This is a genomic window from Gilvimarinus sp. 1_MG-2023, assembly GCF_030548285.1.
Map to the genome: position 1 here is coordinate 603,606 of NZ_JAUOSC010000002.1, position 14,399 is coordinate 618,004.

The 14,399-nt window shown below is 51.6% G+C and carries 11 protein-coding genes; 6 read left to right on the forward strand and 5 right to left on the reverse strand.

All coding sequences use genetic code 11. From position 1 onward, the window contains the following. Window position 1: 1 nt before the first annotated feature. The 5 genes from Q4563_RS23605 to tkt all read right to left on the reverse strand — a co-directional run bounded on the left by Q4563_RS23605 (window position 2) and on the right by tkt (window position 6,650). Window positions 2-349, reverse strand: a complete 348-nt coding sequence (locus Q4563_RS23605) for an IS3 family transposase (protein ID WP_442903722.1) — start codon at window positions 347-349, stop codon at window positions 2-4. A 77-nt stretch (window positions 350-426) separates the two neighbouring features. After that, window positions 427-807, reverse strand: coding sequence for a transposase (locus Q4563_RS05390; RefSeq protein ID WP_303603867.1), 381 nt, complete (start codon window positions 805-807; stop codon window positions 427-429). A 74-nt stretch (window positions 808-881) separates the two neighbouring features. After that, window positions 882-2,564, reverse strand: coding sequence for a hypothetical protein (locus Q4563_RS05395; RefSeq protein ID WP_303603868.1), 1,683 nt, complete (start codon window positions 2,562-2,564; stop codon window positions 882-884). Between the two features lie 806 nt (window positions 2,565-3,370). Continuing rightward, a complete protein-coding gene (locus Q4563_RS05400) occupies window positions 3,371-4,546 on the reverse strand; it encodes a phosphoglycerate kinase (RefSeq protein ID WP_303603869.1) in 1,176 nt (391 codons plus the stop codon). A gap of 103 nt (window positions 4,547-4,649) precedes the next feature. After that, window positions 4,650-6,650 (reverse strand): transketolase, encoded by a 2,001-nt coding sequence (gene tkt, locus Q4563_RS05405; protein WP_303603870.1) that lies wholly within the window; start codon window positions 6,648-6,650, stop codon window positions 4,650-4,652. Window positions 6,651-6,977: 327 nt separating this feature from the next. Between tkt and Q4563_RS05410 the strand changes: the two genes are divergently transcribed. The 6 genes from Q4563_RS05410 (at window position 6,978) to ppk1 (ending at window position 14,372) form a co-directional block, all read left to right on the forward strand. Continuing rightward, window positions 6,978-7,991 carry an ArsR/SmtB family transcription factor gene (locus tag Q4563_RS05410; protein WP_303603871.1) on the forward strand — a complete coding sequence of 338 codons (1,014 nt, stop codon included), beginning with the start codon at window positions 6,978-6,980 and terminating at the stop codon, window positions 7,989-7,991. 34 nt (window positions 7,992-8,025) lie between these two features. Further along, the gene (metK, locus tag Q4563_RS05415; RefSeq protein WP_215974633.1) at window positions 8,026-9,180 is read left to right on the forward strand and encodes a methionine adenosyltransferase; all 1,155 of its coding nucleotides are present in this window, start codon (window positions 8,026-8,028) and stop codon (window positions 9,178-9,180) included. Between the two features lie 40 nt (window positions 9,181-9,220). Further along, window positions 9,221-9,640, forward strand: a complete 420-nt coding sequence (locus Q4563_RS05420) for a four helix bundle protein (protein WP_303603872.1) — start codon at window positions 9,221-9,223, stop codon at window positions 9,638-9,640. Window positions 9,641-9,726: 86 nt separating this feature from the next. Then, window positions 9,727-11,124, forward strand: coding sequence for an adenosylhomocysteinase (ahcY, locus tag Q4563_RS05425; RefSeq protein ID WP_303603873.1), 1,398 nt, complete (start codon window positions 9,727-9,729; stop codon window positions 11,122-11,124). A 98-nt stretch (window positions 11,125-11,222) separates the two neighbouring features. Further along, the gene (metF, locus tag Q4563_RS05430; protein WP_215976201.1) at window positions 11,223-12,068 is read left to right on the forward strand and encodes a methylenetetrahydrofolate reductase [NAD(P)H]; all 846 of its coding nucleotides are present in this window, start codon (window positions 11,223-11,225) and stop codon (window positions 12,066-12,068) included. Window positions 12,069-12,290: 222 nt separating this feature from the next. After that, the gene (ppk1, locus tag Q4563_RS05435; RefSeq protein ID WP_303603874.1) at window positions 12,291-14,372 is read left to right on the forward strand and encodes a polyphosphate kinase 1; all 2,082 of its coding nucleotides are present in this window, start codon (window positions 12,291-12,293) and stop codon (window positions 14,370-14,372) included. Window positions 14,373-14,399: the final 27 nt, after the last annotated feature.

The following is a 14,399-nucleotide window of genomic DNA, read 5'->3' on the forward strand; positions in this document are numbered from 1 at the left end:
TTCACCACCGCGAATGTCTATCCATAATCGTGGCCAAGTAGCACCATCGTCCTTTTAACTTAAGGTACGTGACATCAGCCACCCATATTTGATTGCATGCCGTCGTGTCACCAAAAGTTAGAGTCTTATTTTCCCCTTTAGACAAAAACCGTCTTAACCCAGGCATGCGCCGAGTAACACAAGCAACACGGGCTTTTAGACCGGCTTCTCTCATTAGCCGAGCAACGCGCTTACGAGAGACCCAAACACCTTTTCTTCGTAGCGCCTTCTGGACTCGTGGGCTGCCATAGCGACCAGCACTAGCCTCAAATACTTTGACGATTTGCTCAAGTAACCGCTGGTCAGACATCTCTCGATTTGAAGGCTCACGGTCTCTCCAGGCATAATAGCCGCTTCTAGAAACACCCAGCCAGCGACACAATGCTGCTACTCCGAATTCTTGTCCGTATCTGTGGATAAATCCAAATCGTTCTGATGTGACTCCGCCAGATACTGTTGCCACTTTTTTAGAAGATCGTTCTCCCTTTTAAGGCGCTCGACCTCCTTCTTTAAAATCGCTGTCTCAGTGACATTCTTTTCTGATTTAGATCTCTTTTTATTAGTCAAACCAACTCGCTTCTTCCCGTCGCCCTGGAGCAAACCTTCTCTATATTCTTTTCTCCAGCGAGACAGCATAAATGGGTGAATCCCTAAGCCGTCTGCGACCTGTTTACTTTGGATGTCGGTACGGTAGCTCATCTTTACCGCCCGCACCTTGAACTCTCTTGAATATTCCCACGTTTTACGAGGGTTTGTATACTTTGGCATTTTCACCTCCAGATGCGTTATCTAGAGGTGTCCACTAAAGTGGGGCAAGTTCAATTTTCCGTAGCAGCGCCTTGTTATGCATCCTCAAAGCTCACTCCGAACTTCTTGACCCTTCTTTTGTTAATTTCGCTTTCTGAGGCAATTCTTCGTAGTGCCTCTGTAGCTCTATTGGCAATCTCTTTTTGTTGATCACTAGCACTCCCAAACTGGCCAAATTTCAAACATGTAGTCACAAAGGATGAAAGGTGCCGACCAACCTCGGTTTTAAATAAATGGTAGTAATCATCAATAGGTGTGTTTGCTAGCACAACTTCGTCGCGTTGATTCCATCCACTTTGGCCAGCAATCCTATCTAAGACTTGTTTCGCTGTCTCGGTAGTAACAGACTGATTATAAGTATCGTTAAATTTGTCTATAATCTCTTGATCTCTAATATCACCAAAGAAATTATTCTCCTCCATGTTAAAGAGCTCAGTTTCGTCTTTTCTACTTTCTATGTAGATATCAATAATTTCTGTTGCTTTATCCTCTTCACCTAATTCCCGAAACAATGAAACAGTGCCATTTAGATTCATGGGTGTAATATATTTACAGTTTTCCTTAAAGCTTTCATACAATCCATTAATAACCTCATCGCCGTTATCATTGAAAGTATCATGATAGAGTCGCCAAGCTTCCGAGAAAGAGCCCTCAGATTTAGATGCGACTATTTCCTGATTTTTATTAGATGCTTTTTCTTTGAAATCTTCTTCGACGAAATATCCTGTTTTGACAGTTTCTGCCAACAATAAATCTAACTCGTCATTAAGCTGATAACCATATGCTTGTAGAGTAGTTTGCCACTTCTTATCTTGTTCACTGACTTCTTCATCCCCTATACCAAGAAGTGTATAGCCCTTACTAGTTATAAACTCTAAGGTTGGTATATCCTCATTCGAATTTGAACAGAAATAACTCCATGCATAAAGCACTAGGGAGTGTATGACTTGATCTGATATTTCCGGTTCAAAATCTTCTGTTAGAGGTAAAGACAAAGTAACCAATCTCTCGATTTTCTTAAGTATACGAATATTTCGAATACCTAGGCTTGTAGTCAACTCTCTTAGCCTAGAATGAGCGGGCGTTTCGTCAGAGTATGCTATTGACGCGCACTCTTCTGGATCTGGTGCAAAACCAAGCTCGATATCAATTACCTTTTCACGGTATTTCTCATAATCTTCGAGACCATCTTCTCCGTCATTGAGAAGCAACACTACCTTACATTTCTTTTGCTCTTTTAGTAGTGATACCAACCCTAATACATCCTTTATTTCTAGTCCTTTCCCTTTTCTTTCTAAGTCGTCTATACAAATAAGAGTGCTATTTAGTGACAAAAATGAGATTGTCTCTATTGCAGGACTGAATGATTTAACTATTGGCGCACCCTTTAATAAGTTAAACGATTGCCTTCCAAATGATTCGATTAGGCTCGAAGTATTATTTTTGAAAGTATCAATACTAGCCTCAGTACCGATAATTTCTTTCTTAATAACATTTTCGAAAATTGAATACTTAAAAGCTTCTAGGGAGTTGATACCAAAAAGGGATACGTAGGAGTATCGTTCAAGGTTTATTTTATCTTCAGAGTTGGCATCTTTAAGAAACTTCTTCCAGCTAAAGGTCTTTCCAACTCCCCACTCGCCTTTGATAGCCATAACCTCAGGTTCACTTGAGGATAAGAACTGAAAGATTTTTTCTTTGATCACTTCTACCGACATTCATATTCCTTCAAAAATGCATAACAGCTTATTAATGTGCGAGTTAAAAAATGCGCCTGGCAATGTATCACGCCTAGATTGCTTTTAGAAACTCGCCACAACTCATTGTATTTTATATTATTTCCTTTAAATTGGCGCATTTTTACAGAAAGGTAAAGAAGCCAATTTGAACAGCAGTCGGCAATGTATCATGTTTATTAAGTCTCGTGAACTTAGGCTCTTAAACCCATGAAAAAGCAGAGAAATATCAAAAATATGGCTAGAAATCGAGGATCAGAAAGTAAGCCGTCTCATGTTCAGCATTGAATTTGACATAGTATCAATGTCTGATGTCTGACACCTGACGCAAAAACGAAACCCGCTACAAAGTCCCCTCCCCCTTCTCATCCAGCCGAATTCGAGCTAATTTTGTGGGTTAATTGCACACGGAAGTGCAATTAAGGAAAAGCGCTGGGAACAAGGTGAATGCTGAAAGCAGAGAGGGCAGCCTGGGCTGGGCGATCTTTTCCGACCCTCAAAATTGGCTCGAATTCGGGACCCCGTATAGCTACATGGATGTAGTGTATTAGAGCAACGCAGGAGCAGTTGCCGAGGGCTGAGATGAGCGGGCGCGCCTTTTGGTTACTTTTCGTCGCGTCACGAAAAGTGACTCGCCCGCCCGGCGAAAAAGGGCAAAAGCATAATAGAAAGTCTGAGGTCGAACGCTTGACGACAGGTAAAAGAACGCAGAACGCAGAACGCAGAAAAATCATAAAAAAAGGCGAGCTAAAAAGCTCGCCTTTTAAAAACACTGAAAGGTTAAAAACCTACCCCTTCGCGCGTTCTTCCAAAATCGCCACCGCTGGCAACTGCTTACCTTCAACAAACTCAAGGAAAGCACCGCCGCCGGTAGACACATAGCTTACCTGATCGGCCAGGTTCCACTTATCAATAGCCGCCAAGGTGTCGCCACCACCGGCTACCGAGAAAGCGTCGCTGTCGGCAATAGCGCGGGAAATGGTTTCGGTGCCTTGAGCAAAGGCGTCGAATTCAAACACGCCGCAGGGACCATTCCACAAAACGGTTTTAGCGTTTTTAATAATGTCGGCTACGCGCGCGGCCGTTTCGGGACCGTAGTCGATAATTTCTTCGTCAGCTTGAATCTCACTTGCCGCTTTAACTTCAGTTTTGCTGTTGTGACTCCAGTCGCTAAAGCCTTCTTTGGTGGTACGCACGTCGGTGGCAAAAACCACTTCGGTCGTATCGCGCAAGCGCTGAGCTTCGGGGATCAGGTCTTTTTCGTACAGGGAGTTGCCCACTTCGTTACCAGCTGAGGCCACGAAAGTGTTGGAGATGCCACCACCGACGACAAGAATGTCGGCAATTTTGGACAGGGCATCGAGCACGCTCAGTTTGGTGGACACTTTAGAGCCACCGACAATGGCTACCAGCGGGCGGGCTGGGTTATCCAGCGCTTTGCCCAAGGCGTCTAATTCACCCGCCAGCAGAGGGCCAGCACAGGCGATGGGGGCAAATTTCGCCACACCGTGAGTGGAGGCTTGTGCGCGATGCGCGGTGCCGAAGGCGTCCATCACAAACACGTCACACAGCGCGGCCATTTTTTTCGCCAGCGCGTCGTCGTTGGCTTTTTCACCGGCGTTAAAACGCACGTTTTCCAGCAGTACAACGTCGGCGTTACCCATGTCGACGCCATCTACCCAGTCTTTAATCAGCGGGACGTCGCGGCCCAATTTTTTGCCCAACTCCGCAGCCACAGGCGCAAGTGATGCAGCGGCATCAAACGTGCCCTCTTCCGGACGCCCAAGGTGAGACATCAACATCACTTTGGCACCGGCTTCCAACGCTTTTTGGATGGTAGGCAAGGAGGCATCGATACGCACGGTGCTGGTAATTTTGCCTTCATCCAGGGGGACGTTCAGGTCTTGACGAATCAATACGCGCTTGCCCGAAAGGTCCTGATCACTCATCAGTTTTACGTTCATGTGTCGCTCCGTAAATTGCGCTCTGCGCTGCTAAATAGGAAAAATTCAAAAGAGAGTATAAGAAACGCCGCCGGGGGACGGCGGCGTTTGTCAGCACTAAAGCTTAATCTAACAGCTCTTGTGCGGTGGCGGCGATGTTATCGGCGGTAAAGCCGAAGTATTGCATCAAGTCCGGGCCTTTGGCAGATTCACCGAAGGTGGTCATGCCCACCACGCGGCCATCGATACCCACGTACTTGTACCAGAAGTCGGCGTGAGCCGCTTCAACGGCAACGCGGTTGCTTACGGCCAGCGGCAATACAGACTCTTTGTACTCTGCATCTTGCAGGTCGAACACACTGGTGCTCGGCATAGACACAACGCGTACTTTTTTGCCTTCTGCGGTCAGTTTGTCGGCGGCTTCAACGGTAACCGGTACTTCGGAGCCGGTGGCAATCAGAATTACGTCTGGCGTGCCTTCGCAATCTTTTAGTACGTAGCCACCTTTGGCAATATTGGCCACTTGACTGTCGGCGCGCTCAACCGGGTCGATACCCTGGCGGCTAAATACCAGCGCGGCGGGACCGTCTTTGCGCTCAATGGCTGACTTCCAGGCAACCGCGGTTTCGGTGCTGTCGAAAGGACGCCAGGTGTGCATATTGGGCGTCAACCGCAGCGTGCCCAGCACCTCAATCGGTTGGTGGGTAGGACCATCTTCACCCTGGCCGATGGAATCGTGGGTGTAAACGAAGATGTTGCGCAACTTCATCAGCGCTGCCATACGCACCGCATTGGCCGCGTACTGCTGGAACATTAAGAAGGTGGCACCGTAGTTAATAAAGCCGCCGTGAGCACTCATACCATTCATGATGGCGCTCATGCCAAACTCACGCACACCGTGGTAAATGTAATTGCCGTCGGCGTTAACCGCGGTGATGGGGCGCGAGCCTTCCCACATAGTCAGGTTAGAGCCGGCCAAATCGGCCGAGCCGCCCACCATTTCTGGCAGCAGTTTGTTAAAGGTAGCAATGGTTTTTTGCGAGGCTTTGCGCGAGGCCACTTTTTCCGGGTTGGCCTGACACTCGGCGATAAAGGCATCGGCCTTAGCGGCAAATTCAGCGGGCAGATCGCCATTGATCACGCGGCGCTCGTACTCGGCCGCTTCTGCGGGGTAGGCGGCTTTATAAGCGTCGAAGGCTTCTTGCCAGCTCTGCTCGGCGGCAGCGCCCGCTTCTTTGGCATCCCAACCGGCGTAAACATCGGCGGGTACTTCAAAGGGCGCGTGCTCCCATTTTAGGAATTCGCGAGTGGCCGCGACTTCATCGTCACCCAGCGGGGCGCCGTGACAGTCGTGCGAGCCAGATTTATTGGGCGAGCCAAAACCGATGGTAGTTTTGCAGCAAATCAGGGTCGGTTTTTGATCTTCCGCCTTGGCCGCGTCAATCGCGCGCTTAATCGCTTCTGGGTCGTGCCCGTCAACGTTGGCAATCACATGCCAGCCGTAAGCTTCGAAGCGCTTGGGGGTATCGTCGGTAAACCAGCCTTCAACATGGCCATCAATGGAAATACCGTTGTCGTCCCAGAAAGCGACCAATTTACCCAGCCCCAAAGTGCCGGCCATGGAGCAAGTCTCGTGCGAGATGCCTTCCATCATGCAGCCATCACCCATAAAGCAGTAGGTGTAGTGATCGACAATTTTATGGCCGTCGCGGTTAAATTGTGCGGCCAGCATTTTTTCGGCAATGGCCATACCCACGGCGGTACTGATGCCCTGGCCTAGCGGGCCAGTGGTAATTTCAACGCCTTCGGTGTAGCCGTATTCGGGGTGACCGGGGGTTTTTGAGTGCAACTGACGGAAGTTTTTGATTTCTTCCATGGGCAGGTTGTAGCCCGACAGGTGCAGCAGTGAGTAAATCAGCATGGAGCCATGACCGTTGGACAGGACAAAACGGTCGCGGTCGCTCCACTGAGGGTTCTGGGGATTGTGCTGGAGGAAGTCGTTCCACAGCACTTCGGCAATATCTGCCATGCCCATGGGGGCGCCAGGGTGGCCACTTTGGGCTTTTTGCACGGCATCCATAGAAAGGACACGGATGGCGTTAGCAAGTTCTAAACGAGACGGCATAGGGGTCAAGGCTCCTTATAAAGTAGCTTGGGTTAGATTCAAGTTGACCTCTGGCGGGCCTAAATTCTGTCGTTACTCAACCTTTGTTAACTCGTGGTTGCGGGTCTAGGCCATACCAATACAGGGCACAGAGACGCTTGGCTCCACTTTGGGCGCGCTATTGTCCCGCACCTAAGGCTCACAGTAAAGGTAAAAGCCCAGAGTCGCCCCGCAACGAGCTTAATAATGGCAACTTGCACACAGTCGCCGGCAATGCCAGCCACCTGCCGCCCAAACCTATATCAAAATATTTTGATATAGGTTTGGTTTTAGTCTAGTATAGCGGCCATGACTCAATCAGCCACTGCTCCGGCAGCCAACGACACTCCCGCCGCCGAGACCGACACCTCGGCCAGCGACACTCTCGCCAGCTTACTAAAAGCGGCGGGCGACCCGCTGCGCTTGCAAATTCTAGCCATTTTGGCGCAGAACTCTTACGGCGTCTCCGAACTGGCCCGTATTTTTGATGTGCGCCAATCCGGCATGAGCCACCATTTAAAGCTGCTAACCGCCGCCGGGCTCACCACCTCGCGCCGCGAGGGCAACTCAATTTACTATCGGCGCACGATGGTTTTACCGGACCACCCACTGGCCGATTTGCAGCAGGCCCTGTTCCACAGTGTGGACCAACTGGCGACCGAGCCGGCCATCGATGCCCAGTGCCGCGCTATCGGCGACGAGCGCGCCCAGGCCTCCAAACAGTTTTTCGCCGATAACGCGCACAAATTTCGCGCCCAACAAGACCTTATTGCCAGTTACCCAGTGTACGGTGAGCAGGTTGCGCAATTGTTAAGCAACACCCCTTTTAAAAGCCGGCACCTGGCGCTGGAAGTCGGCCCCGGCCAGGGCGAGTTTTTGCCAGCGCTGGCCAAACGCTTCGCCCATGTTGTGGCGCTCGACAGCGCCGATGCCATGTTGGAGCACTCGCGCGAGGCGGCCACCCAAGCCCGGCTGAGCAACGTGGAGTTTATTCACGGCGATACCAGCAGCCTGGCACAACACCGGGTACTGGCCGACGGCATTGTGATGAATATGGTGCTACACCACACACCATCGCCGGCGGATATTTTTAAAGACCTGAGCGCCGCGCTGACACCGGGCGGCGCCCTGATCGTCACCGAGCTGTGCCGCCACGAACAGGACTGGGCGCGGGAAAATTGCGGCGACCTGTGGCAGGGCTTTGAGCCCGCCGACCTTACCCAGTGGGCGGAGGACGCCGGCCTGGAAGACGGCCAAAGCATGTACATTGCCCTGCGCAATGGTTTTCAGGTGCAGCTGCGACAATTTTTTAAACGAGTTTAATTTTTCGATTTTAATGAACAGGAGCCAATCGACTATGGCCGAATACGCCCTTTTTACTTCCGAGTCGGTCTCGGAAGGTCACCCAGACAAACTGGCCGATCAGATTTCCGACGCCGTACTGGACGCCATTCTGACCGATGACCCGGAAGCCCGCGTCGCGGTAGAAACTCTGGTAAAAACCGGCATGGCCGTGGTTGCCGGCGAGGTTCGCACCTCGACCTATGTCGATCTGGAAGATTTAATTCGTCAGGTCATTCTCGACATTGGCTATAACAGCTCCGATGTTGGTTTTGATGGCGCCTCCTGCGCCGTGCTCAACGCCATTGGTAAACAATCGGCCGACATTGCCGTGGGCGTGGATGAAGCCGAGCAAAAAGATCAAGGTGCCGGCGATCAGGGCCTGATGTTTGGTTACGCCTCCAACGAAACCGACGTACTTATGCCAGCCCCCATTTACTACTCGCACCGCTTGGTAGAAAAACAGGCCGAGTTGCGCAAAAACGGCAAGCTCGACTGGCTGCGCCCCGACGCCAAAAGCCAGGTAACCTTGCGCTACGAAAACGGCCAGCCGGTTGCCATTGATGCGGTGGTACTCTCGACTCAGCACGATCCGGGCATTGCTCTAAAAGATTTGCAAGAGGCGGTACGCGAAGAAATTATTAAACCGGTACTGCCCGCCGAATGGTTGCACGACGACACTTTGTATCACATTAACCCCACCGGCCAATTTATTATCGGCGGCCCGGTAGGCGACTGCGGCCTGACCGGCCGCAAGATTATTGTCGACACCTACGGCGGCATGGCCCGCCACGGCGGCGGCGCCTTCTCGGGTAAAGACCCCTCCAAGGTTGACCGCTCGGCGGCCTACGCCGGCCGCTATGTCGCCAAGAATATCGTCGCCGCCGGCCTGGCCGACCGCTGCGAAATTCAGGTGTCTTACGCCATTGGTGTGGCCGAGCCCACCTCGATTTCGATCAACACCTTCGGCACCGGCAAGCTGGCCGACCACGAGATTGAAAACCTGGTGCGCGAACACTTCGACCTGCGCCCCAAAGGCCTGATCGCCATGCTCGACCTCAAGCGCCCCATTTACCGCGCCACCGCCGCCTACGGCCACTTCGGCCGCGAACTGCCGGAATTCACCTGGGAAAAAACCGATAAGGTAGAGGCGTTGAAGAAGGCACTTTAAATAAAATGGCGGACGTCTGACGCGGAATGCGGAATGCGGAATGCGGAATGCGGAATGCGGAAAACATTCGACCAGCATAACGATCCACATAGCAAGGAGGCTAACAATGGAGAGAAAACACAAACAGCTGCATGTTTGGCACGATGCGATGGCGTTGGTTGAAATTATTTATCAAGTAACGTCACAGCTACCCGACAGCGAAAAGTTTGGGCTCGTCAGCCAAATGCGAAGAGCTGCAGTAAGCGTTGCGAGCAATATTGCAGAAGGTTCTGCGAGAAGCAGCGAAAAAGATTTTTTGCGTTTTTTATATATTAGCCGTGGCTCATTGGCCGAGCTGGAAACTCAGCTGGAAATAGCCGCAAGACTTAACTTTTTAAACAAAGACATTTGTTGCGAACCTATTGAGCGTCTTTTCGCCAAGCTTGCCAGCCTAATCAATAAGATTAAGGTGGCGCACTAGCGTTCAGCGTTCAGCGTTCAGCGTTCAGCGTTCAGCGTTCAGCGTTCAGCGTTCAGCGTTCAGCGACATTAAAACCGGAGACTTTTATGAGCAACACCACATTTACCGACTACAAAGTCGCCGCCAAAACAGCGGAAGAGTTCCAACAATTGGCCCAGTGGGGTCGTCGTGAGATTGATATCGCCGAGGGCGAGATGCCGGCATTGATGGCGCTGCGTACCGAGTATGCTGACGCGCAGCCTCTGGCCGGTGCCAAGATCATGGGTTGTATTCATATGACCATTCAAACTGCCGTGCTGATTGAAACTTTGATTGCCCTGGGTGCGGAAGTACGCTGGTCATCGTGCAATATTTTTTCAACTCAGGATCACGCCGCCGCGGCCATTGCCGACGCAGGTATTCCGGTTTTTGCCTGGAAAGGCGAAACCGAAGAAGAGTTTTGGTGGTGCATTGAGCAAACCATCGTTAAAGACGGCGAAGTGTGGGATGCGAATATTATTCTCGATGACGGCGGCGACTTAACTCAATTAGCCCACGAAAAATACCCGGCACTGCTGGATAATATTCACGGCATCAGTGAAGAAACCACCACCGGTGTTCACCGCTTGCACGACATGATGAAAAAAGGCGAGCTGAAGGTACCGGCCATCAATGTCAACGATGCTGTGACCAAAAGTAAAAACGACAACAAATACGGCTGTCGTCACAGCCTGAACGATGCCATTAAGCGCGGCACCGACCACTTGCTGTCGGGCAAAAAAGCTCTGGTTATTGGCTATGGCGATGTAGGTAAAGGGTCTGCTTTATCACTGCGCCAGGAAGGCATGATTGTGAAGGTCACCGAAATTGACCCCATCTGTGCCATGCAGGCGTGTATGGACGGCTTTGAAGTGGTATCGCCCTACCAGAATGGCATCAACACCGGCAATGTCGCCGACGTCAACACCGCTGTGCTGGGCACGACCGACTTGCTCGTCACCACCACCGGCAACATCAATGTGTGCGACTCGGCCATGCTGCAATCGCTTAAAAATGGCGCCGTCGTGTGCAACATCGGCCACTTCGATAACGAAATCGATACCGCTTATATGCGCGAGAACTGGGAGTGGGAAGAAATTAAACCCCAGGTGCACAAAGTTTACCGCGATCGCGCCAGCAACGATCACCTGTTGCTACTGTCCGAAGGCCGCTTGGTTAACCTCGGTAACGCCACCGGTCACCCATCGCGCATTATGGACGGCTCTTTCGCCAACCAGGTACTGGCGCAAATTTATCTGTACGAGCGCAAATTCGCCGACCTACCCGCCGCCGAGAAGCCCAACAACCTCTACGTTAAAGTGCTGCCCAAGCAACTGGACGAAGAAGTGGCCCTGCACATGGTGGAAGGTTTTGGCGGCGTAATCACCAAACTGCGCGACGACCAAGCCGAGTACATCGGTGTGGACGTAAACGGCCCGTTTAAGCCTGAGAGTTATAAATATTAATAGGACGCTAAATGCCGAGCGCTGAACGCTGAACGCCGGTTAATCACTGGCGTATCGCGTTTTACGTTTTGCGTTTTGCGTTCCGAAAGGAACATACAATGAGTGAAGACACACTACGCTTGAGCTTTGAGTTCTTTCCGCCCAAAACCGATGAAGGCCGGGCTAAGTTGGCTGCGGTGCGCGATACTTTAGCGACTTTTGAGCCGGACTTTTTCTCGGTCACTTACGGCGCTGGCGGCTCTACCCGCGACAACACCAAGAGCCTGGTCAAGCAATTTAATGATCTGGGCACCGCCGTTGCGCCGCACTTATCCTTTGGCGGCGACGACGAAGCGACCATGAAAAGTCTAATTGAAGAGTATCGCGACGCCGGAGTGGAGCGCATTGTCGCTCTGCGCGGCGATATGCCCTCGGGTGTGGGTGGCTCTTACCAATTGGTATACGCCAACGAGCTGGTGGCATTTATTCGCCAGCATTTCGGCGATAGCTTTGAGCTGGAGGTGGCCGCCTACCCGGAAGTTCACCCGCAGGCTAAAAGCTACGACGACGATGTGCGTTACTTAAAAGGAAAGTTTGACGCCGGCGCCAACAATGCCATTACCCAGTACTTCTTTAACCCGGATGCGTACTTCTACTTTATGGACGCCTGCGCCAAAATCGGTATCGAAAACCCCATTTACCCGGGTATTATGCCGATTATTAACTATCGCAACCTGACCCGTTTCTCGGATAACTGTGGTGCCGATATTCCGCGCTGGTTGCGACGCCGACTAGAGAGCTTCGAGCACGACCCAGAGGCACTGCGCGACTTTGGCGAGGAAGTGGTCACCGAGTTGTGCGAAACACTGCTCGAAGGCGGCGCCCCTGGTTTGCACTTTTACACCATGAATCAGGCCGAGCCCGTGGCCAATATTGTCCGCAATTTGGGGCTGGAAGAGGCTTAATTGCCGGTTTACACCAGAGCCACCCTCAGAAAACCCCGGGGGGTTGGCTTTGGTACTCACCCGCTGATACGCCCGAAATATCCCTCACGCCTGTTCAGCTCAGCGGCCAGGCACCATCGAGGGGAAAACCGGTTTTCAGTGTGCTAATTTGTCAGCAGTGGCACTCAGAACCGCCTTCGTCACAAATATGTCATATACTCGGTATAGCTTGCAGGGAGAATTATGAAGCATCTAGACAGAGGTAGTAACGTGTCCGAGCAGTTTTTTAACCGGGAGCTAAGCTTGCTGGAATTCAACCGGCGAGTGCTGTACCAAGCTTACGATAAAGATCTCCCGCTGCTCGAACGGCTGCGCTTTCTGTGCATATTCTCCACCAACCAAGACGAATTTTTTGAAGTTCGGGTGGGCGGCCTGGTGCAAATGCTGGAAGTGGGCACCAGCGCCATCCCCCCCGACGGCCTCACACACGGTGAAAACTTATCCGCTATCGGCGATATTTGTCACCAACTGGTCGACGAACAGTACGCTCTGTTCAACGAAGAAATACTGCCGTTGCTCAATCAGCACGGTATGCGATTGTTGCGCCGCGACGAGTGGACCGACGAGCAAAAAACCTATTTGCGCGAATACTTTGAAACCGAAATACTGCCGCTGCTAAGCCCTATCGGGCTGGATCCGGCGCACCCTTTCCCGCGCATTATGAATAAGTCTCTTAACTTTATCGTCAAGCTGGACGGTAAAGATGCCTTTGGCCGCAACTCCGGCCGGGCGATTGTGCAGGTGCCGCGCTCGCTGCCCAATATGATTGAGCTGCCTGCCGAGGTGGCGAATAATGGCCGCGAGTTCGTCTTTATGTCGTCCATTATTCACTACTTTATGGGCGATATTTTTGTCGGCATGACCGTACAGGATTGCTACCAGTTCCGCCTGACCCGCAACTCGGACATTTTCCTCGACGAAGAGGAAACCGACGATTTGCTGCGTGCGATGCAGGGCGAGTTAGTCTATCGCCAGTACGGCGATGAGGTGCGTCTGGAACTCACCGGCACCTGTCCGCCGGATATCGAAAACTTTTTGCTGGAGCGTTGCGAGATTCACCGGCGCGACTTGTATAAAGTGAACGGCCCGGTCAACCTTAACCGCTTGTCGGACTTGTTCGATTTGGTAAAAGACAGCAACTTGGTCTTTCCGCCCTTTGTGCAATCAATGCCCAAACTGCCCAAAAAAGCCGACAACTATTTCGATGCCTTGAAAAAAAGCGATATTTTATTGCACCACCCGTTCGACTCGTTCCAGGCGGTGGTGGATTTTATTCGCGAAGCGGCTACCGATCCCGACGTACTGGCCATTAAGCAAACGCTGTATCGCACCGGCTCAAACTCGCCGGTGGTCGATGCATTGGTGGCAGCGGCTAAAGCGGGCAAAGAAGTCACCGCCATTGTCGAGCTGCGAGCGCGCTTTGACGAAGAGCAAAACGTCGCCCTGGCCGAGCGGTTACAACGCTACGGCATTCACGTTATTTACGGCGTGGTGGGTTATAAAACCCACGCCAAAATGTTGCTGGTGGCACGACGCGAACAGAAAAAGCTCGCCTACTATGTTCATTTAGGTACGGGTAACTACCACCCTAAAACTGCCAAGCTGTACACCGATTACGGCGTCATGACCTCTGACAGTAATATCTGTGCGGATGTCTACCGAATTTTTCTGCAGCTCTCCAGCATGGGCAAAGCCTCAAAAATGCATGAGCTGCTCTACGCCCCCTTTACCCTGCACAAGGCCATGCTCAGGCATATCAATCAAGAGATTGAGAATGCCAACAACGGCTTACCTGCCCGCATCGTGGTGAAAATGAACTCGCTCTACGAAGAGCAATTGGTGCTGGCGCTCTACGAGGCATCCAACGCCGGGGTCAAGGTGGATTTGATTGTGCGCGGGGTTTGCCAGTTGCGCCCGGACATTGCAGGGCAATCGGAAAACATTCATGTACGCTCTATAGTCGGTCGCTTTTTAGAGCACACTCGCGTGTTTTATTTTGAAAACGCTGGCGACCCGGCGGTTTACTGCTCCAGCGCCGACTGGATGATACGCAATATGTTCCACCGGGTAGAAACTTGCTTTCCGGTTAAAGCGAAAAAATTGCGCGAGCAAATTATCAGTGATTTAGAACTGTACCTGGCCGACAACACACACGCTTGGGTATTGCACAGCGACGGTCACTACGAAAAACTGCAACCCGCCGAAGGAGAAGCGGCGGTTGATGCGCAGGGCACGCTTCTCAATCAGTGGGCCAGCAACAGCTAAACAAGTAGCTCTTGGGGCGCGTTATTA

Excerpts from the sequence above, each read along its gene's own strand:
- metK (WP_215974633.1), top strand. The coding sequence starts at position 8,026 with ATGGCCGAATACGCCCTTTTTACTTCCGAGTCGGTCTCGGAAGGTCAC.
- tkt (WP_303603870.1), bottom strand. The coding sequence starts at position 6,650 with ATGCCGTCTCGTTTAGAACTTGCTAACGCCATCCGTGTCCTTTCTATG.
- Q4563_RS23605 (WP_442903722.1), bottom strand. The coding sequence starts at position 349 with ATGTCTGACCAGCGGTTACTTGAGCAAATCGTCAAAGTATTTGAGGCT.
- Q4563_RS05420 (WP_303603872.1), top strand. The coding sequence starts at position 9,221 with ATGCGGAATGCGGAATGCGGAAAACATTCGACCAGCATAACGATCCAC.
- Q4563_RS05395 (WP_303603868.1), bottom strand. The coding sequence starts at position 2,564 with ATGTCGGTAGAAGTGATCAAAGAAAAAATCTTTCAGTTCTTATCCTCA.
- metF (WP_215976201.1), top strand. The coding sequence starts at position 11,223 with ATGAGTGAAGACACACTACGCTTGAGCTTTGAGTTCTTTCCGCCCAAA.
- Q4563_RS05390 (WP_303603867.1), bottom strand. The coding sequence starts at position 807 with ATGCCAAAGTATACAAACCCTCGTAAAACGTGGGAATATTCAAGAGAG.
- Q4563_RS05410 (WP_303603871.1), top strand. The coding sequence starts at position 6,978 with ATGACTCAATCAGCCACTGCTCCGGCAGCCAACGACACTCCCGCCGCC.
- ahcY (WP_303603873.1), top strand. The coding sequence starts at position 9,727 with ATGAGCAACACCACATTTACCGACTACAAAGTCGCCGCCAAAACAGCG.
- ppk1 (WP_303603874.1), top strand. The coding sequence starts at position 12,291 with ATGAAGCATCTAGACAGAGGTAGTAACGTGTCCGAGCAGTTTTTTAAC.
- Q4563_RS05400 (WP_303603869.1), bottom strand. The coding sequence starts at position 4,546 with ATGAACGTAAAACTGATGAGTGATCAGGACCTTTCGGGCAAGCGCGTA.